The organism is Caballeronia sp. LZ035 (genome assembly GCF_031451175.1).
Lineage (GTDB): Bacteria > Pseudomonadota > Gammaproteobacteria > Burkholderiales > Burkholderiaceae > Caballeronia.
The window spans coordinates 218,441-237,978 of sequence record NZ_JARUXS010000001.1 but is presented as its reverse complement, the minus strand read 5'-3'; the positions used below and the strand labels follow the sequence as shown (position 1 = coordinate 237,978).

Sequence of the window (19,538 nt, the reverse complement as noted above, 5' to 3'; positions counted from 1 at the left end):
GTTAAAGTGCCCGCTACCCTAAAAATACGACTCGGGCTTCATCGCTCGCGCTCCTCGCAGATCGCTTCATGGCAAACCAGAATCCCGTTCATCCCCAAGCCGGCGCCTACCAGCGCAGGCTCGCCGCGCTCGCGTCCGGCACGCATGCCGACGCCTTGCGTCAAGGCCTGCGCGGCATCGAGAAAGAAAGCTTGCGCGTGACGCCGCTGGGCGAACTCGCCATGACGCCGCATCCGCGTGCGTTTGGATCCGCGCTGACGCATCCGCTGCTCACGACCGATTACTCCGAAGCGCTCGTCGAACTGATCACGCCCGCTGAGGCAGATGTGTCGATCACGCTCGAACGGCTCGATGAACTGCATCGCTTCGTCTATTCGCGCATGGGCGACGAGCTGCTGTGGAACAACTCGATGCCGAACACGTTGCCGCCGGAAGACGACATCCCGTTGGGAACGTACGGCACGTCGAACATCGGCAAGCTGAAGCACGTGTACCGGCGCGGTCTTGCCTTGCGCTATGGCCGCACGATGCAATGCATCGCCGGCATTCACTACAACTATTCGCTGAACGAGAACGTCTGGCGCGCCTGGCAGGCGCTTGATCCGACAAACACGCTGTCCGCGAAAGACTTCCAGTCCGAGCGCTATTTCGCGCTGATCCGCAACTTCCGCCGCACGAGCTGGCTGCTGATGTATCTGTTCGGCGCATCGCCGGCGTTGAACCGGCGTTTCGTCGAAGGCCGCACGCATCATCTCGAAGCCTTCGACGCCGACACGTTCTTCCTGCCGCACGCCACCAGCCTGCGCATGAGCGATCTCGGTTACACCAACAATCCCGCGCAGGCCGATTTGCTGCCGAGTTACGACAATCTCGGTGCCTATTTGCGCGTGCTTTCGCGAGCGGTCAGCCAGCCGTACGCGCCGTACGAGGACATCGGCACGCAGCGCGACGGCGAATGGGTACAGATCAACACCAACGTGCTGCAGATCGAAAACGAGTTCTACTCGACGATCCGTCCCAAGCGCATCACGCAGTCCGGTGAGCGTCCGTTGCACGCGCTGTGCGAGCGGGGCGTGCAGTACATCGAGGTGCGTTGCCTGGACATCGATCCGTTCGAGCCGACCGGCATCTCGCTCGAAACCGCACGTTTTCTCGATGCCTATCTGCTCTACTGCGCACTGGAAGACAGTCCGCTGCTGCCGCCCGACGCGAATGTCGAAGCCAATGCCAACTTCAGCGCGGTGGCGAAGGAAGGGCGCAAGCCGGGGCTGACCTTGCAACGCAACGGCGCCAGCGTGCCGATGCAGCAATGGGCCGAGGAACTCTTCGACGCCATCGAACCCGTAGCGAAGACACTCGATGCTCTCGCCGGCCGTGACGATCACACGCGCGCGCTGGCCGCACTGCGGCCGCGGCTGGCGGATGCGTCGCTGACGCCATCGGCACGCGTGCTGCGCACCATGCACGACAAACAGCAATCCTTCGACGCATTCGCGCTCGAACTCAGCGCACGTCATGCAGCGGCGTTCCGCCAACGGCCGCTCGCGGCGGACGAGGAACGCAGGATGGAAGAGCTCGCGGCGAAATCGCTGGTGGAACAAGTCGAGGTCGAAAGCCGCGATAGCGAATCGTTTGAAGCCTTCGTCGCCGCCTATCAGGCCTACAAGCCGGACACCGAAAGCGTCTGAGCGCACCGCCCGCCGCGCACTGGCAGAATTGCCACGCTGATCACCGCCGCCGGCGGCAACGCTTACCGGCGTGTGCAACAGTGCGCAACGCAGCGCAACATCGGCCGGTCTGACGGGTCAAAATGTTGCTCATTTTTCGACGATCGGGGGAGCAATGAACAAGAAGTTCTTCGGCGCGGCCGCGCTGGGGGCTGCGTCGCTCGCGTTACTGGGCGGCTGCGCGGTGCAGGATCAGGTCAGCAGCACGACGATGGAGCAGGCCACCCAGCCGCTCACCTGCATGAGCAAGCCCGAATGCGACGCCTGGTGGGCCCGCGCGCAAGTTTGGGTGACGAATCATTCGGAGTACCGCATCCAGACCGTCACCGACTCGATCATCATGACGGCGGGGCCGTCGAGCGGCAAACGCGCGCTCGCGTACCAGGTCACCAAGACGCCGACCAACGAGGGCACTGCAACCATCGGCTTTGCTGCGCACTGCGACAACCCGCTCGGTTGCGAGCCGAATCCCTGGCAGGCCGGCGCGGATTTCAAGCAGTTCATCCGCAATGGTCCGGGACTGCGCAAGACCGCGACGCCGCAAGCTGCGCAGTCGGGCGCGTCGCTGCCTGCGCCGGTACCGGCTCCCGTGCCGGGCGGCGTACAGGTCAGTCCGCTAGAGACGCCGGCGCCGCTCAACCTCGAGAGCCAGCCGGGTCAATCCGCGACCCCGCTCACGCCGCAGTAACGCCCTTCAATGCCCCATCGAGGCTGACGCGCCCTTCCTGGGCCGCGTCAGCCAGACCATGACGGCCAGCACGAGAAACGCATAGTACGAAATGCGGAAGAAGTCGTTGGTCGACATCATGTACGCCTGCGCCGACACCACACGATCCAGCTGGGCCGTGAGCGCCTGGCCGCTCAGCCCGAGTCCCGCCAACAGATCCGAATAGGCCGTCGTGCCTGCCGCATACGGCGTGACGGACTCGGTGAGCCGCGCGTGATGACGGATCATGTCGTTCTCCCAGAAGGTCGTGCTGACGGCCGTGCCGATCGCCCCCGACAACGTCCGCAGGAAATTCGACAATCCTGCCGCGCCCGCGAGGCGTTCGTCGGATACGCTGGAGAGCGTGATGGTCGTCATCGGCACGAAGAAGCAGGCGACGCCGATGCCCTGGATCAGACGCGGAACGATGATCTGAGGGAAGGGCGTGTCGAGCGTGAAGGTCGAGTTCCAGTGCGACACGAACGCGAAGGTCAGGAACGCGAAGCTCGCCACGACACGCAGGTTCATCCGATGCATGTTCTGCCCGATCATCGGCGACAGCACGAGCGCAAGCACGCCGACCGGCGCGGTGGCAAGGCCCGCGAGCCACGGCGTGTAGCCGAGCACGGTCTGGAGCCAGAGCGGCAGCACGACGACCGAGCCGAAGAACGCCAGAAAGCCCAATGACGTGATGAGCACGCCCATCGCGAAGTTGCGGTCGCGAAACAGCGAGAGGTCGATCACCGGTTCCTTCTCGGTCAGCTCCCACGCGAACATGAATGCGAGCGAGATCGCCGAGACGATTGCCAGCGTCGTGATCAGATGCGAGCTGAACCAGTCGCGGTCCTTGCCAAGGTCCAGCATCATCTGGAGGCTGGCAACGCCAATCACGAGCAGCGTGAGCCCGACGCCGTCGATGCGTTGCGCCGTCGTTTTCGTTTCGTGGCCGCGCAACAGGAACCACGCGAGCGCCGCCGACAGCACGCCGATCGGCACGTTGATGTAGAAGATCCACGGCCAGGTGAAGTTGTCGGTGATGTAGCCGCCCATCATCGGGCCGAAGATGGGCGCGACGATCACCGTCATGGCCCAGAGTCCGAGCGCGAGGCCGCGCTTGTCGGGCGGATAGCTGCGCATCAGGATGGTTTGCGAGAGCGGCACCATGGGTCCGGACACGAGCCCTTGCAGCAGCCGGAACGCGATCAGCGATTCGAAGTTGTGCGCGAGGCCGCACAGCGCCGAGGCGACGGAAAACAGCAGCACCGAGATCGTGAACAGCTTCACCTCGCCGACGCGCCGGGCGAGCCAGCCGGTCAGCGGCACAGCAATCGCCGATGCCACGGAGTAGGAGGAGATGACCCAGGTGCCTTCGCTCGTCGCCACGCCGAGACTGCCGGAGAGCGTCGGCACCGCGACATTCGCGATGGACGTGTCGAGCACCTCCATGAAGGTGCCGAGCGCGAGGCCCAGCGTCAGCAGGGCCAGAATGCCGCCTTTGAGCGGCATGGGAACGGGTGCGGCGGAGCTTGCCGTTGTTGACATCGTTTTATCTCCAGCAGCAGGGCGAGGGCGAAGCCTCGCATCGCATGCAATCTTTCTCTTGTCGCGACATTCTCTGCCCAGACAGCGAAATGGACATGCGAAGAGCTTGTTTTTTACTTGCCGTTACTCGTCGCCGAGCGGACAGGTCGGGCAATCGCCAGCCGACGCATTACCGATGAAGCGCGCCAGCAGCCCGATCAACTGCTCCAGTTCCGCGCGGCTGAAACCGTCCAGTTGCTCGTTGAGCACCGCGGCGCCGATCGCCGGAAGCTGGCCGGCCGCAGCGCGCCCGCGCTCCGTCAGCGACAGTTCGACGATGCGCCGGTCCGCAGCGCTTCTCGAGCGGCTCACGAAGCCCTTCTTCTCGAGCCGATCGAGCATGCGCGTCATCGATCCGCTGTCATACGACATCTCGCGCGACAGCTCCAGCGACGTATGCGCGCGCCCCGAAGCCAGCGCCAGCATCACGCCGATCTGCTGCGCGGTGAGATCGAGCGGCCTGAGCGCCTGATCCGTCCGCGCGACAAGCACGTTCCGCGCTTTGGCGAGCAGATAGCCAAGGCTCGTTTCGAGCCGGATGGTGGATGGATCGTATAAAGGGTCGCTGTTCATTGCGGCTCATGTCTTGCTGATGATGCAGACCTGCGTTGCTGCACTGCGTTACACCGGGGCCACACTCGCAAAAAAGCCATCGGAAGTATCTTGAAAATTACTTGCACAGTCAATATTATTTCATGCAACGAGTTACGCGCTTCCGCGCCGCCCGAGACCATGTTCTGATCGCCCGCAGCGTCGTCCGCCGACGCCCCAAGGACCCCTCCCATGACCCGCTTCGTACGCACCGCCCGCCGACGTTTCGGCACTGTCAGCAGCACGATCGCCCACGCTTCCCGTCACTTCGTCCCGCCGAAGCTGAATTCGTGGAAGTTCGCGCTGTATCTGATCGTGTTTCTGCTGCCGGGCGGATCGTTCATCGTGCTGGGCATGGGCTGGTACGAGAACCGGCATCGGCGCAAGGACGCAGCACCCGCGAAAGCCTCCGCAACGCCTGCGGCGGCCGCCCGGCCGCTGCTCCAGCCGCCCTGCCCCGGGAACGGCGGCGCGACCGGTGCCTGAGTCCGGGCCGTGACCCCAGCCCGTAACGCGTCGTAACCGATTTCCTCGGTCGCGTAACACCCGGCTTACGGCGAACCCGGTACGCTAACGTCTGCCCGACATGCCCGACAGGGTTTGTTCAGGCGCAGAAAGAACACTCATCGAGCGTCGCGCGCGTTCCAGGCGTGCTTCACACTCATCCCGGTTTGCCGCGTCCGTCGTTTCGAACGGCGCGGCGCCGACAGGACTTCTGACCGCAGATGCCGCACCGCACCGCCCACTCCGTTTCCCTCAGCCCGCGCCGGCTCACTGCCACGGCGCTCGCCGCCACGCTCGCGATGCTGATCGCCGGATGCGCCGTCGGGCCCGACTATCAGCGTCCGTCCGTGACAGTCCCGGCAAGCTACAAGGAAGCGCCCGAAGGCTGGAAGGTCGCGCAGCCCGCCGATCAGTCGGACCGCGGCACCTGGTGGACCGTGTACAACGACACGCGCCTCGACGCGCTCGAAGTGCAACTGAATCAGTCGAACCAGACCGTCGCGCAGTATGCCGCCGCCTATCGGCAGGCGCGCGCGCTCGTCGGCGAAGCGCGCGCGGCCTATTTCCCGACCATCGGCCTCTCGGCGTCGGGGTCGCGTTCGGGTACCGGCGCCGGCAACCGCTCGACGAACAGCTCAAGCTTCGGCCAGCAAGGTTCCGTGAACAACCAGTTCAGCACCTCGCTCGATGCCTCATGGGAGCCGGATCTGTGGGGCACCGTGTCGCGCACGGTGGCATCGCAGAAAGCCGGACAACAGGGCGCCGCCGCCGATCTCGCCAACGCCCGGCTCTCCGCGCAGGCCACGCTTGCGCAGACCTATTACCAGCTGCGCTCGCTCGACGCCCAGCAAAGGCTGCTCGATGACACCGTCGCCGCCTACGAGCAATCGCTCAAGCTCACGCAGAACCAGTACGGACAAGGAATCGTCGCGCGCTCGGACGTAATCCAGGCGCAGACGCAGTTGCAGTCGGCGCAGGCGTCGGCCATCGACAACGGCGTCGCGCGCGCCCAGTACGAGCACGCCATCGCCGTGCTGGTCGGCGAGCCGGCCTCGACCTTCTCCATCCCGCCCATTCCGCTCGACGCCACGCCGCCGACCGTCCCGGTGCAGATGCCGTCGGCCATCCTCGAGCGGCGTCCGGACATCGCGTCCGCGGAACGCAAGGCCGCCGCGGCGAACGAGCAGATCGGCGTGGAAATGGCCGCGTATTTCCCGACCCTCACGCTGTCGGCGCAAGGCGGTTTCGAGAGTTCGGTGCTGTCGCAGTTGCTGCGCGCGCCGTCGCGCTTCTGGACGCTCGGGCCGGATATTGCAGCCACGCTGTTCGACGGCGGCCTGCGCTCCGCCCGCACCGACGCCGCGCGCGCCGCCTACGACCAGAACGTCGCGACCTATCGGCAGACCGTGCTCACGGCGTTCCAGGACGTCGAAGACAACCTCGCGTCGCTGCGCATCCTGGAGAAGGAAATCGTCGTGCAGCAACAGGCAGTCGAATCGGCGCAGCAGGCGCTGGCGATCATCAACAATCAGTACAAGGCGGGAACGGTCGCGTATATCAACGTGCTGACCGCGCAGACCACGGCCTTCACCGCGCAGCAGAAGCTCGCGAACATCGCGGGACAGCGGATGGTGTCGTCGGTGGGCCTGGTGAAGGCGCTGGGCGGCGGCTGGGACACCGCGCAGATGGACCACGAAACCGGCGACGTGCAAGCGCCCGCCGCTGCGTCGGCCACGTCCGCTGCATCGGCTCCGTTGGCTCCGGTGGCGAAGACAGCGGACGCAACCCGCACGACGGAGCGCTAAAAGCCTTAGCGCGCGAAGACGAGCGCGACGGTATCCGGATCCGAGTGACGGCCGAGCAGGTTCAGCAGCCCGGCCAGATTCTCGCGCTGTTCAGGCGCGGCGGTCGCGGTGCCCTGGAACGACGTCGATTCCTGCGAGATCGAGCCATTACCCTTGAGGATCAGCGGGCCCTTGCTCGTGGACAGATCGATGCTCGCCTGCGCGCCCTGCGCCTGCAACGCCACGCGATATGAACCGAGCGGCTTGACCCGCGAGACGCTCGACGCCATGTCGTCGAGCGTCACCACGACCTGCCCGTAGGCGTTGCGGTTCAACAGGCGCAGTTCGGTCCACGCGAGCCGCACGCTGCCGTCGAAATTCAGCGTATTGAACGGCGCGCCCAGGCCCGACAGCAGCGTCGCCGGCACGGCAATCTCGCTCGCGCTGAGCGTCGCGCCGCGCGGACTGGCGTCGACGATCACGGCCTCGGGCATCGCCTGCGTCTGGCGCATCGTCATGTGCACGCGGCCGGTGAAGAGCGGCCAAAACGCCGTCGTCCATTCGATGCGCCCCGGCAGCAGCGTCGCGCCCGAACCATCGCTGCCGGCCGCGAGCATCAGGGTCGCGGAACCACGCCACAGCGAGCCGGACGGATCGACCAGGTTCACGTGTCCGCCCGTGGCCTTCGAGAACTGCGGCACGATCCACGCGGCGGGCATCATCACGAGCAGCGTCCCGCCGATCGACACGAACATCACGAGCAGCGCCGGCACCGCCAGCCGGATGCGTCGGGTCCAGTAGCTCATTTGACGCCGGCCGGTTGCAGCGACGCCGTCAGGTCCACCTGGCCATCCGGCTTCAGCGCCGTGATGTGCGCCTCCGACACCTGCACCTTGAACTGCTTGCGCGCGTCGTCGAGCCACATCGTCCAGTTCGGGAACGACGCGTTCTTCAACTGGATCTGCACCGCCGCGCCGATCACCTGCACTTGCGTCGGCTGCATGCCGTTGTCGGCGAGCGATTTCTGCAACGCGTCGCGCAGCGCGCCGCCGGTCGGCGTCATGCCTTCCGCGGCCGGCGCGAGCGAGCGCGCTTCATTGGCCTGCGCGTTCATGGTCGCGAGCTGGCGCTGCATCCCGGGCAAGGAGTCCCGCAGCCGCGCGCGGCCTTCGAACGCCGGCGCCCACAGCACCAGATACACGACCACGATGGCGAGCGCGAGGCCGCCCCACATCAGCATGGTCTTTTCGCGCGGCGTGCGCGCTTCCCAGAATTCCGCCAGGGAACGGAGGAGTTCCGCTTTCATTGGCCGCTCCCGATGGTCCATTTACCGGTATTGCTGTCGATCGAACTGCTCAGGCCGTTGGCGGCGAGGCGCTTCGTGAGGTCGGGATCGACCTTGGTGTCGGGCTTGAAGGTCACTTCCAGATGACGGTCGCGATAGTCGAGCCCCGCGACGCCGTTCACCGGCACGGGACCGAGCGAACGCGCGAGCCCGTCCGCCAGCGACAGGAAATCCGCCGGCGACAGTTCCCCCGACGCCGTGCGCAGGCGGTCGAGGTTGCGCGTCATCTGATCGGGCGCATCGAGCACGACGGTCGTCTTCGGGAACGCGTTGAGCAGCAGCTCGGTCATCTGCGCGTTGATCGCGTCGCGCTGGCGGGCGAGTTGCAGCCACTGCACGTTGATGCCGATGATCGACACCAGCACGGACAGCGCCACGAGCGCGATCGGCACGCGCAGCCGCCGCACGGTCGCGCGATCGAGCTTCCACGGCTGCGCGGCGAACTCGAACTGGCACAGGTCGAAGCGGCTGGCGAGCGCGTTGCGCGCGAGCGTTTCGAAGGCGATAGGCTGCGCGCCCGGAATGTCCACGTGACCCGCGACGGGGCGAACGCTCGCGAGACGCGGCTCGTCGCCGGGCAGGTCGACGAGTGAATAGAGCGTCGCCGGATGATCGCCGGCGAGCGCCGTCAGCGTCGGCACGATGGATTCGGCGGACAGCGCGAGGCCTTCGCCGAGCGCGGCGCGCTCACCGCGCGCGATCGCGATCTCGATGCGCGGCGCGCCGAGCGACGCCGGCGTGGGCGCCGCCATCTCACCGATGAGCGCGGGCGCGGTCGAGATCACCGGGCCCAGCAGGCCGGCGATGAACGGCGTCGGCGGCACGGTGGCCGCATCGACCTCGGCTTCGGTGCTCTCCACGATGGCCGCCGGCACCGGCAGGCAGCGCATCGCGGGCACCGCCTTCACGTTGCGATGCCCCGCGCCCGCGAAGGCGCCGACGACAAAGCGGAACCAGCCGCGATCGATCACCGCCACCACACGCCGCCCGTCCGCCAGCGCGACCGGATCGACGGCCATATGACACGTCTGCGGATCCTGAATGAGCTGGTCTTCCACCACGTTCGGCAGCGCCTGCCGCAAGCGCGGACCCTTGAGCGGCGGCAGGGTCGCGGCGAGCAACAGCGTGTCGCGCGCGGCGACGATCAGCACCGTCGCGCTCGCGCGCGGCAGAAGCCCGAGCGCCGAGCGGCCGATGCGTTGCGGCTCGCCGCGCTTGTCGAGCAGCAGAAAAGGCAGATCCGGCAGATGCCACTCTTCCGAGCGCACCGCGGGATCGCGCGGCGGTAATGAAACGATCAGTGTGCTCAAGCGACACTTCCCCTCAACAATGACTGCGACACGGCCATCAGGTCGCGTCGCGCGTATAGACAATGCGCGTCGTGTGCGTCGCCGGATCGCGATAGACGAGCGTCGTGCGCTCGAGCTGCGCGCGTTCGTGATCGACGTGTCCGTGAATCACGAAGTATTTCGTCGTGACATCGAGTTCGTTCGGATCGAACGAGGTCGTCTTCACGCCCGAGCCGGTCAGCGCGAGCTGCACGCCGGCCGCGTCGTGAAAGAACACCGTCTCGCGGCGCGCGACGAACGCCTGCGCCTGAGACAGGCTCATGCCCGGCACCATCGCCGCCACCACTTCGGCCGGCGCGGTATTCATGTTGACGGCGGAGGTCGTGGGCAACACCGTCACGAACGGCCGCAGCTTCGCGACCACCTCCGGCGAGAAACCCGGCACGTCGAGCAGCGAATCGACGGTGATCATCTGCAGCGGTGCGACCGGCGCGTTCTCGTCGGCGTCCTTCAGGCCGGGATCGTCCGTGAAGTTGCCGCCACCCACGCCGCCGCCCTGCGCAAGCGCGGCGATCTGCGCTTCCGCCGTCGTGCCGGTGGTGGTGCCCGGGGCGGCGCCGGTCTGCGTCTGGAAGCGCGTCGCCGAGCGTTGCAGGCCCGCGCGAATCTGCAGCGCAACCGTCTTCGCCAGCGAGCCGTTGATGCCGAGCATCGTCAGGAGCCGCTGGAACGCCTGGATCTGCTGGACATTGATGGTGAGCACGCCGGGCGTCGGCGTCGACACCAGATTGCGCAGGTTGAACTTCGCCTGCGCGTCCTCGATCGAGCCGGACAGATAGGTCGATGCGCCCTGCTGCGCGCGCACTTCGCCGATCTGCCCGAGGAAGTCCGACAGCTTCGTCCGCGCGATCGGCACGCCCCACACGCCGCCGAGATAGGTGACGGTAGGCGAGGTATCGGCTTCCGAGCGCAGGATGAGGCGCGTCCAGTCGAGCGCGCTGCGTGAAATCCATTGCGCCTGCGCCAGCAGCCGCTGATTCTCGATGCGCCGGATCTGCACCTGCTGGCGCCACAGCAGGCCCGACACGAGGATGGCCGTCAGCGATACGACCAGCAGCGCGGTGATGATGGCGACGCCGCGTTGCTTCCTTTCCAGCCGACGGTTCGAACGATGGCGCATTGTCATTCTCCGACCAGGAACACGCGGGTGAGCGGCGCTTTCAGCGTCTGCGCGGCGACCGCCACCTGAATGCCCGACACCGCGCGCGGCAGCGGCGCGTTGCCCAGTTGCGGCACCTTCAGGTTGTTGTCGTTCTGGTTGATCTGCGCGAGCACGTCGCTCATGCGCGTCGTCCAGCCTTTCTCCGGAATGAACACGCGCGTCGCGAGCGAGCCCACGCCGCCCATCAGCGGAATCGAACTCCAGCCGCTGGTGTCGCCGGACAAGGCGCGCCGCACCTCGCCGACGTTCGCCAGCGGCGGCGACGCATAGCGCACGATACGCCCATCCGACAGCCGGTAGCGGACCACTTGCAAACGCGGCGGCACATTCGCCGCGAACACGCCGCGCACGATCTGCAGCGAGCCGTTGCCGATCTGCACGGCGGGCTGGCCGGCTTCGTCGTCGGTGGCGGCCTGGCGGGCATCGATCCTCATCTGATCGAACAACTGCGCGACGATGCGCTCGTCTTCCATCGCATTCTCGATGGTCGCGCGGGCGCGGATCATGGCGTCCAGTCCGCGCCACGACAGCACCGCGATCACCGCGAGGATCGCGATGGCGATCAGCATTTCGAGCAGCGTGAAACCGCGCTGCCCGCGTTTGCTGTTCAGTAGCCGGCGGTCAGAGCGAGCGGTTCGTTTCATTCGCTACCACCGTGACCATTTGCGCGAGATTGCCGGAGCGGCCCGGCGTCGAGACGAACATTTCGACGCGCCGGAAAATCGGATTCGGCGTCTGGGTCACGCGCTGCGTGCAGGTGAGCTTCAGATTGCCCTGCGAACAGTCGAAGGTGCGCGAGCCGAGCGCCGGAAACTGATGCGAGAGCCGCAGCTGCGCGAGTTCGTTGTCCGCGCTCCAGCCCGCCAGAAGGCGCCGGTGCAGGTCCGCCTCGCCGGTCGCGAGCGCACCGACCGCGCGGATCGACGCCGCCAGCGCCACGCCGATGATCGCCAGCGCCACGAGCACTTCGATCATCGTAAAGCCGCGTAGATTGTTGGGATGACTTCGCCGCCGCATCATTTCACCTGATAGCGGCCGTTGCCGCTGCCCACGATGGTCGCGCGGCCCACGGCCGAGAACAGCGTGATTTCCATCGGCGTGTCGACCGCCTCGGTGCCGAACACGAGCCGGCTCACCGACTTGTCCGAGTCGAGAAACTGGATGTTCACGCCGGTCACGCCGCCTTCCCAGTGGCGCGGGCGCAGCAGGTCGTCGCGCAGCGGGCGCCAGCCGTCTTCGGTGCGGACGTCGAAGCGAAAGCCGCCGTCTTGCGGCTGCCAGGAAATCGGCCGCGCGCGCACCTGGGCTTCGTCGCCCGCGGCTTCGAACAGCAGCGCGAGCCGCTGCGCTTCCTCGTTGAGATCGGTGCGCGGGTTGCGCGTCAGCTGCAGCGACGCGAGCGACACCAGCAAACCCGCGATCACCAGCACGACGAGCATCTCGAGCAGTGTGAAGCCGGCGTTGCGCCGTGCGTCGATGTGCCTGCCGTGCCTGTTCACGCTGCGTTCCTTCCTACCGCCGGACGATCATTGCCACGAGCCGACGTCGGCATCGTTGCCCTCGCCGCCCGCCTTGTTGTCCGCGCCGTAGCTGAATACGTCGATCTCGCCGTGCACGCCGGGATTCAGATACTGATACTGGCCGCCCCACGGGTCGGCGGGCAGGCGCTCCAGATAGCCGCCGTCCTTCCAGTTGTTCGGCACGGGTTCGGTGGAGGGCTTCTCGATCAGCGCGCGCAGACCCTGCTCCTGCGTCGGATAACGGCCGTTGTCGAGGCGATAGAGTTTCATCGCCTGCATGATCGTGCCGATGTCCTGCTTCGCGGCGACGCGGCGCGCCTCATCCGGACGGCTCATGATCTTCGGCACGATCAGCGCGGCGAGAATGCCGAGAATCGCGATCACGACCATGATTTCGATCAGCGTGAAACCGCGCTGGCGACGACCTTGCGCCTGGGCTTGCTGAAGCCGCATGCGGCGTTGGGTCAACATATGCATAACACCACCCTCTTCAATTGAAAATAACGTTCCGGACTGCCACGTCCGGTGTTTCGAAAACATCGCGCGGCCGTCCGGAGACGCCGCCGCCAGTCATTCTATCGATCTGCTTTCGCCACGCCTTCCCGCGGCATGCGGGCATTGCGTCGCAGCGCGCCGGGTTCAGCGCACCCAGATGGTCGGTCCGGGCGGATTCTGCGGCAGGAAGATCTCCGATTTCACGCCGTTGCGCTCGATGATGATCGAGCGCGCGCGCACTTCCGAGAGCTTCACGCCCTGCGTGAGCGGCCCGCCGAGCGACACTGCCTTGGCCGGTTCGCCGCCATAGCTGACGATGGCCGCGGCGCCGCCCTGCAGCGCCAGGATGCCGAACAGGTGGACGTCCGAGTTGGCCTGACGTTCGAGCCGTCCGCCGAAAATGGTCGCGGCCTGCTCGACCGAAGGCGTGCGGGTCGCGGCCGCGCCGGGCAGCGGCGTGGTCTGGCGCGAGGTCAGCGTGACGAACCAGTAGGTGATCGTCACGCAAAAAAGCGCCAGGGCGGCAAGCGATATCAGTCGGGTTTGCAGGGCGTTCATTTACTGCACCAGATTATTCAGTTCGATGATCGGCAGCATCACCGCGAGCACGATCACCAGCACCACGCCGCCCATCGCGAGGATCAGCAGCGGTTCGAGCAGGCTTGTCAGGAACATCGTGCGGCGTTCGAGCTCGCGCGCTTCGCCTTCGGAGGCGCGGTCGAGCATCGTGGTGACGTCGCCGGTCGCCTCGCCCGAGCGGATCAGATGGACCAGCACCGGCGGAAAGGTCTTCGTGTTGCCGAGCGCCCGCGACAGCGACGAACCTTCGCGCACGCGCACGATGGCGTCGTCGACGTTGTCGCGCATCGCCGTGTTGCTGAGCGTTTCGCCGGCGGCCTGCAGCGCGCGCAGGATCGGCACGCCAGCGGCGGTGAGGATGGCGAGCGTGCTGGAGAAGCGCACCGTGTTGTAGCCGCGCACCAGCTTGCCGACCAGCGGCGCGCCGAGCAGCCAGCGGTCGAACGACATGCGCGGCCCGGGCCGCGCCAGGATGCTCTTCACGATCCACGCAAAAATCGCTACGCCGATCAGCATCGCCCACCAGTAACTGCGCACGAAGGCGGACAGCCCCATCATCATGATGGTGAGGAAAGGCAGTTGCTGCTTGGTGCTCGCGAACACGTTGACGACCTGCGGCACGACATAGCTCAACAGGAAGGTCACGATGCCGAACGCGATGATCGTCACGATGCCCGGATAGGTGAACGCAAGGACGATCTTCTGCTTGAGCGCGTTGCGCTGTTCGATGTAGTCCGCCAGACGCGACAGCACCAGGCCGAGCTTGCCGGTATGCTCACCCGCCGCCACCAGCGCGCGATAGATCTCCGGAAAGTCCTTCGGATGCTGCGCAAGCGCATTGGCGAACGAATGGCCGCCGAGCACTTCGGCGCGGATCGCGGCCATCAGTTCGCGGATGTAATCGCGTTCGGACTGGTCCGTCAGCACGGCAAGCGTCTCGCCGAGCGGCAGGCCGGCGATCAGCAGGCTCGCCAGCTGGCGCGTGAGAATGGCCTGCTCACGCTGCGACAGGCGGCGCCCGAGCGACAGCCGCTGCTGCCGCTCGCCGCGCGTGCGCGAACCCGCCGCCTCGACCACGAGCGGCGTCAGGCCTTGCGTGCGCAGCTGGCTGCGCGCGGCGCGGGCGCTGTCGGCGTCGAGCACGCCTTTCTGGGTCTTGCCCGCCGAATCGATGGCTTCAAAACGAAAAGCCGGCATACGTTAGTTCTCCGCGCTGGTTCGCTCTTAATCGCCGCCGGTCACGCGCAGCACTTCCTCGAGCGACGAAACACCCGCGGCAAGCCACCGGTCGCCGTCCTCGCGCAGCGTGCGCATGCCCTGCGCGCGGCCGGCTTCCAGAATCTCGGCGTCGGCGGCGTTGCGGTGGATGAGCGGCCGGATCGTGTCGTCGATCAGCAGCAATTCATAGACCCCGCGGCGGCCCACATAGCCCGACTGGCCGCAGCGCTCGCAGCCCACCGGATGCCAGTGCTTGACGCCGTCTTCTTCCACGCGCTCTTCCTTGCACACCGGACACAGCTGCCTGATGAGCCGCTGCGCCAGCACGCCCAACAGCGACGAGGCCAGCAGATACGGCTCCACGCCCATGTCGGTGAGACGCGTGACGGCGGAGGCGGCATCGTTCGTGTGCAGCGTCGCGAGCACCAGGTGGCCCGTCAGCGACGCCTGCACGGCGATCTGCGCGGTTTCGAGGTCGCGGATCTCGCCGATCATGATGATGTCCGGATCCTGACGCAGGATGGAGCGCAGCGCCCGCGCGAAGGTCATGCCGATGCGCTCGTTCACCTGCGTCTGCCCGATGCCCGACAGGTCGTACTCGATCGGATCCTCCACCGTCATGATGTTGGTGGTGGTGGTTTCCAGCCGCGACATCGACGCATACAGCGTGGTGGTCTTGCCGGAGCCGGTCGGCCCCGTGACGAGCACGATGCCATGCGGCCGGCCGATCAGCTTGTCGAAGTGGACGAGCGTGTCGCGCGCCATGCCGAGGGTTTCGAGATTCAGGCGCTGCGCGTCCTTTTCCAGCAGACGCAGCACCGCGCGCTCGCCGTGGCCGGTCGGCAGCGTCGAAACGCGCACGTCCACCGGCCGTCCGCCGACGCGCAGCGTGATGCGCCCGTCCTGCGGCAAACGTTTCTCCGCGATGTCGAGTTGCGCCATGATCTTGATCCGCGAGATCAGTGCGCCGTGCAGCGCCTTCTTCGGGCGCACGACGTCGCGCAGCGTGCCGTCCACCCGGAAACGCACCACCGAGGCATTCTCGAACGGCTCGATGTGAATGTCCGACGCCTGCTCGCGCGCCGCCTGCGTGAGCAGCGCGTTGATCATGCGGATGATCGGCGCGTCGTCTTCCGACTCCAGCAGGTCCTCGACTTCCGGAATGTCCTGCATCAGACGCGACAGATCGACCTCGCCTTCCACTTCGCCGACCACCTGCGCCGCGCTGCCGTCATTGCGCGCGTAGGCCGCGTTGATGGCCGCGGCGAGTTCGTCGGACGGCTTGCGCACGATCGACAGCGCGCCGAAATTGCGCGCGACCTCGGCGAGCGCCGCGTCGCTCGTGCGCTCGCTGATCCAGACCTCGATGCCGTCCGGATGCTGGTGCGCCAGCAGGATCTGTCCGCTGCGCGCGAAGCTGTAAGGCACGAGCCGCGCCGCCAGCGGCGAGGCCGCCGTGCTCGCGTGGTCGTGCGCGCCATCCGCGCCGTTCACCGTGCTCACGGCCGTACTCCGGTCTGGCCATTGCCTGCGCCGCCAGACGGCGGATAGCTGTTCTGCGACGGCAAGGTGGACTGCGGCGCGGTCTGCACCGGCTGCGGCACCGGTGGCGTATCGGGGTTCTGCGGCAGCGTCGTGCTCGGTCCCGGACCACGCGTCATGCTGCTCCAGTCGAGCAGGTTGTCCGCCGGCGCGCCGCCGCCTTCGCTCGGACCGAGCGGCTTCGGCGGGATCACCGGCACGTTCTTGTCCTTGATGATGCGGTTATCCGACGTCGAACCGTACTGCTGCTGACGCATGTAGTCGTAGCGCGTGTTCGCGATCTGCGAAGACGTTGCCTGATCGCGCACGATCACCGGCCGCAGGAACACCATCAGGTTGGTCTTCGTGCGGACCTTGCTTTCGCTGCGGAACAGGCTGCCGATGAACGGAATGTCGCCGAGCAACGGAATCTTGCTCGTGCTGCTGTCGTACTCGTCCTTCATGAGGCCGCCGAGCACGACGATCTCGCCGTCGTCGGCCATGATGGTCGACTGCACCGACCGCGTGTTGATGGTCGGGCCGGCCACATTGTTCACGGTCGTGGCGTCGACGCTCGAATCTTCCTGGTAGACCTGGAGCTTCAGCACGCCGCCGTCCGTGATCTGCGGCTTGACGTGCAGCACCACGCCGACGTCGCGACGGTCGTAGGTGTTGAACGCGGTGACCGAGGTGGCCGCGTTCGCGGTGGGCGTGGCGTAGGAACCCGAGGTCACCGGCACGTTCTGGCCGACGATGATCTTCGCTTCCTCGTTGTCCAGCGTGATCAGATTAGGCGTCGAGAGCACGTTGGCGTCCGAGGACGTCGACAGCGCCTGCAACAGGCCGCCGAGGCCGAACAGGTTGCCGAAGCGGTGCAGCAGGCCGATGTTGAGGCCCGGTGCGAGCAAGCCGGTCGCCGACGCGAGCGCCGACGTATTCTGCGAGGCTGCAGCGCCCGCCAGCGTCAGATCGACGATGTTGTTGCTCGTGCCCGTGACCGTCGGAAAGCCCGTGCTGCCGTAGATCGCGTTATTGCCGCTATTGGACAGCAGCGCGCCCTGCCACTGAATGCCGAGGCTTGCATTGGACGTCGCGTTCAGTTCGACGATCAGCGCCTCGATATAGACCTGCGGCCGGCGCACGTCGAGCTGGTCGATCACGGCGCGCAGGTTGCGGTACATCGGATCGGGCGCGGTGATGATGAGCGAGTTCGTCGCCGAATCCGCCTGGATCATGCCGCCGCCCTGATCGTTGCCGTTGTCGCTGTCCTTGTTCGACGAGAAGTTCGAGTCGCGGTTTCCGCTGCCACCCGTCAAGGGATTGTTGCCGCTGCCCGAACTCGACGAGCCCAGACCGCCGGGAAGCGGCGGCACGCCGGACTGGCCGGTGGACATCGACGAATTGCTGCCGAGACCGCCGCCGCTGTTGCCGTAGCCGTTATTCGAATTCGAGTTCGACGAGCTGGAGTTGTCGCTGGAACCGCTGCCCTTGCCGAGCATGCCGCGCAGCGTCTTGGCGAGGCGCGTGGCGTCGGCGTTACGCAGCGAGACCACGTGCATGTTGCCGGGCTGGTTGGTCGGCGCATCGAGCTTCTTCGCGAGCGCCTTGGCGGCCTCGAGCCGGTTGCTGCTCGACGCGCGGAACATCAGCGAATTGGTGCGCGCGTCCGGCGTGACGGTGACCTTGAGCGTCGCGTCGGTGCTGCCGATCGTGCCTGGATCCAGCAGCTTGTTCATCTGCTCGGCGACATCGATGGCGTTCGCGTTCTTCAGCGTGACGACATCGACCTCCCGGCCCGCCGCCGTGTCCACGCCCGCGATGATGCCCGCGATACGCCGCACGTTGTCGGCGTAGTCGGTGACCACCAGCGAATTATTGGCCGGATAGGCCGCGATGGTGTTGTTCGGGGAAATCAGCGGGCGCAGCACCGGCAGCAGATTGTTGGCCGATTCGTTACGCAACTGAAAGACTTGCGTGATGACCTGGTCGCCGCGCGCGCCCGGCGTGTTGCCGACAAAGGTCGGCACGCCCTGCAGCTTGGCATCGGCTTCGGGCACGACCTTCAGCACGCCGTGATCCTGCACGAGCGCGAAGCCTTGCATGCGCAGCGACGACTGGAGCGTCTTCAGCGCCTGATCTTCGGGAACCGCGTTCTCCGAGACAAGGTTCAGTTGTCCCTTGACGCGGGGATCGACGATGATGGTTTTGCCGGTGGCGGCGCCGATCGCCTTGGCGACCTGGTCGATATCCGCGTTGACGAAATTCAACGTCACTTGCGCGTGCGCGACTTGAGCGACGATAAGTCCCGCCGCCAGCAGAGCCGTCGCGATGCGACGCAGTGCCATAGGTTGTCTTCTCATGGATGTGATATCAGAGCCGGATCACCGGGAAGCCGGCCAAGGCAGCGCTGCCCTTCAACGGGGAACGCTGCCGACCGCGATCGGCGCGCAGGGCGCACGGCACGCAGCCGGGTAAAAAAATATGACGATAACAGCTTTATGTAACGAAATTATGCCAATTCGTACCAGATCAAAATCTCTCTGAAGCTGTATCGCTCGGTATGCTGCCGCGCCTCAACCTTTCAGGAAACCTGCCGATAGACCGTGCTCTCAAGAGATTCCGAGGACCGGCCGATGTGCGCGGGAGCCGAATTGTAGCGCGTCCAGAACTCTTAATATTCATACATTTAGAGCACACCCGACCGAAGGTCTGGCACACTGCACGCGAACAGCCGTCTCGCGTGCTGATTGGCGTATGTCTGATAGCCAACTTATAACCAGAAACATCAGCCGGTATGATACGGTCGGTTCCGCTTTACGGGCTGTCTCGAAAAGGGTGGGTTTTCCCGAAACAATGGTTCCCTTTGAGAGCACGATCCGGCCGCGGACGTGTGTTGTTTGGCGTTGGCGCCAAGGCGCCGCAACGGCGGCATGACGTTCCGCATGAGCGGATGGAGCAGAACGAAGATGAAGAGAATCACGCGCAGACTTGTGTCATGCGTCGCGTCATGCGGGGCGCTGCTGGCGGCCGCTTCCGCGCACGCGGACTGCTTCGATGAAGCCGCCAAGTATCAGAAGGTCAATCCGCTGATCCTGCGTGCCATCGCCTGGCAAGAATCGCACAACAAGCCGGATGCGATCAACAAGAACGCCAACGGGTCGACCGACTACGGCCTGATGCAGATCAACTCCATCCACCTCGACACCCTGGCTCAATACGGCATCTCCAGCGGCACGCTGATGCAGCCGTGCAAGAGCGTCTATGTCGCTGCGTGGCATCTGCGGCAGAAGATGAACAAGTACGGCAATTCCTGGCAGGCGGTCGGCGCCTACCATTCCGAAACGCCTGCGCTGCGCGACAAGTACTCGGCCCAGATCATCGAGATCCTGCGCCGCTGGAAGCTGGTCGAAGCCAAGCGCTGAGCGTTCCGGCCTTCCTTTATTGCTTGTGTCACCC

Annotated in this window: 19 protein-coding genes; 5 read left to right on the top strand and 14 right to left on the bottom strand. The window is 65.9% G+C overall.

What is annotated here, in order from left to right; all coding sequences use genetic code 11:
• The first annotated feature begins 68 nt into the window (after positions 1–68).
• Positions 69–1,688, top strand: a complete 1,620-nt coding sequence (gshA, locus tag QCE88_RS01125) for a glutamate--cysteine ligase (protein WP_309898446.1) — start codon at positions 69–71, stop codon at positions 1,686–1,688.
• A 154-nt stretch (positions 1,689–1,842) separates the two neighbouring features.
• The gene (locus tag QCE88_RS01120; RefSeq protein ID WP_309898444.1) at positions 1,843–2,415 is read left to right on the top strand and encodes a hypothetical protein; all 573 of its coding nucleotides are present in this window, start codon (positions 1,843–1,845) and stop codon (positions 2,413–2,415) included.
• Positions 2,416–2,421: 6 nt separating this feature from the next.
• Here the strand turns inward: QCE88_RS01120 and QCE88_RS01115 are convergent, their stop codons facing one another.
• Together QCE88_RS01115 and QCE88_RS01110 are read right to left on the bottom strand one after the other, a co-directional pair.
• The gene (locus tag QCE88_RS01115) at positions 2,422–3,975 is read right to left on the bottom strand and encodes a DHA2 family efflux MFS transporter permease subunit (RefSeq protein ID WP_309898442.1); all 1,554 of its coding nucleotides are present in this window, start codon (positions 3,973–3,975) and stop codon (positions 2,422–2,424) included.
• A 123-nt stretch (positions 3,976–4,098) separates the two neighbouring features.
• Positions 4,099–4,587 carry a MarR family transcriptional regulator gene (locus tag QCE88_RS01110; protein ID WP_309898440.1) on the bottom strand — a complete coding sequence of 163 codons (489 nt, stop codon included), beginning with the start codon at positions 4,585–4,587 and terminating at the stop codon, positions 4,099–4,101.
• 210 nt (positions 4,588–4,797) lie between these two features.
• Between QCE88_RS01110 and QCE88_RS01105 the strand changes: the two genes are divergently transcribed.
• Together QCE88_RS01105 and QCE88_RS01100 are read left to right on the top strand one after the other, a co-directional pair.
• Complete coding sequence (locus QCE88_RS01105) at positions 4,798–5,091, top strand: hypothetical protein (protein WP_309898438.1); 294 nt, start codon at positions 4,798–4,800, stop codon at positions 5,089–5,091.
• 239 nt (positions 5,092–5,330) lie between these two features.
• Positions 5,331–6,914: an efflux transporter outer membrane subunit gene (locus QCE88_RS01100; RefSeq protein WP_309898436.1), complete on the top strand. Its 1,584-nt coding sequence runs from the start codon at positions 5,331–5,333 to the stop codon at positions 6,912–6,914.
• Positions 6,915–6,919: 5 nt separating this feature from the next.
• On the opposite strand, the gene QCE88_RS01095 is transcribed toward QCE88_RS01100, so the two are convergent.
• The 12 genes from QCE88_RS01095 to gspD form a co-directional block, all read right to left on the bottom strand.
• Entirely contained in the window at positions 6,920–7,699 is a 780-nt protein-coding gene (locus tag QCE88_RS01095) for a type II secretion system protein N (protein WP_309898433.1), read from the bottom strand.
• The gene (locus QCE88_RS01090) at positions 7,696–8,199 is read right to left on the bottom strand and encodes a type II secretion system protein M (protein ID WP_309898431.1); all 504 of its coding nucleotides are present in this window, start codon (positions 8,197–8,199) and stop codon (positions 7,696–7,698) included. Before QCE88_RS01090 ends, QCE88_RS01095 begins: the two co-directional genes overlap by 4 nt.
• The gene (gspL, locus tag QCE88_RS01085) at positions 8,196–9,548 is read right to left on the bottom strand and encodes a type II secretion system protein GspL (RefSeq protein WP_309898429.1); all 1,353 of its coding nucleotides are present in this window, start codon (positions 9,546–9,548) and stop codon (positions 8,196–8,198) included. The genes QCE88_RS01090 and gspL overlap by 4 nt, the downstream gene beginning before the upstream one ends.
• Before the next feature lie 37 nt (positions 9,549–9,585).
• A complete protein-coding gene (gene gspK, locus QCE88_RS01080; protein WP_409017996.1) occupies positions 9,586–10,713 on the bottom strand; it encodes a type II secretion system minor pseudopilin GspK in 1,128 nt (375 codons plus the stop codon).
• The gene (locus tag QCE88_RS01075) at positions 10,710–11,393 is read right to left on the bottom strand and encodes a prepilin-type N-terminal cleavage/methylation domain-containing protein (RefSeq protein WP_309898425.1); all 684 of its coding nucleotides are present in this window, start codon (positions 11,391–11,393) and stop codon (positions 10,710–10,712) included. Before QCE88_RS01075 ends, gspK begins: the two co-directional genes overlap by 4 nt.
• Positions 11,371–11,766 (bottom strand): type II secretion system minor pseudopilin GspI, encoded by a 396-nt coding sequence (gspI, locus tag QCE88_RS01070; RefSeq protein ID WP_309898423.1) that lies wholly within the window; start codon positions 11,764–11,766, stop codon positions 11,371–11,373. The genes QCE88_RS01075 and gspI overlap by 23 nt, the downstream gene beginning before the upstream one ends.
• The gene (locus QCE88_RS01065; RefSeq protein ID WP_309898421.1) at positions 11,766–12,248 is read right to left on the bottom strand and encodes a GspH/FimT family pseudopilin; all 483 of its coding nucleotides are present in this window, start codon (positions 12,246–12,248) and stop codon (positions 11,766–11,768) included. The genes gspI and QCE88_RS01065 overlap by 1 nt, the downstream gene beginning before the upstream one ends.
• Before the next feature lie 27 nt (positions 12,249–12,275).
• Positions 12,276–12,746, bottom strand: a complete 471-nt coding sequence (gene gspG, locus QCE88_RS01060) for a type II secretion system major pseudopilin GspG (protein WP_404987337.1) — start codon at positions 12,744–12,746, stop codon at positions 12,276–12,278.
• A gap of 162 nt (positions 12,747–12,908) precedes the next feature.
• Complete coding sequence (locus QCE88_RS01055) at positions 12,909–13,322, bottom strand: hypothetical protein (RefSeq protein ID WP_309898419.1); 414 nt, start codon at positions 13,320–13,322, stop codon at positions 12,909–12,911.
• Entirely contained in the window at positions 13,323–14,540 is a 1,218-nt protein-coding gene (gspF, locus tag QCE88_RS01050; protein WP_309898417.1) for a type II secretion system inner membrane protein GspF, read from the bottom strand.
• A gap of 27 nt (positions 14,541–14,567) precedes the next feature.
• Positions 14,568–16,064, bottom strand: coding sequence for a type II secretion system ATPase GspE (gspE, locus tag QCE88_RS01045; protein ID WP_309898415.1), 1,497 nt, complete (start codon positions 16,062–16,064; stop codon positions 14,568–14,570).
• A complete protein-coding gene (gspD, locus tag QCE88_RS01040) occupies positions 16,061–18,427 on the bottom strand; it encodes a type II secretion system secretin GspD (protein WP_309898413.1) in 2,367 nt (788 codons plus the stop codon). Before gspD ends, gspE begins: the two co-directional genes overlap by 4 nt.
• A gap of 621 nt (positions 18,428–19,048) precedes the next feature.
• Here gspD and QCE88_RS01035 point away from each other — a divergent pair.
• Positions 19,049–19,504 carry a lytic transglycosylase domain-containing protein gene (locus QCE88_RS01035; RefSeq protein ID WP_309898411.1) on the top strand — a complete coding sequence of 152 codons (456 nt, stop codon included), beginning with the start codon at positions 19,049–19,051 and terminating at the stop codon, positions 19,502–19,504.
• Positions 19,505–19,538: the final 34 nt, after the last annotated feature.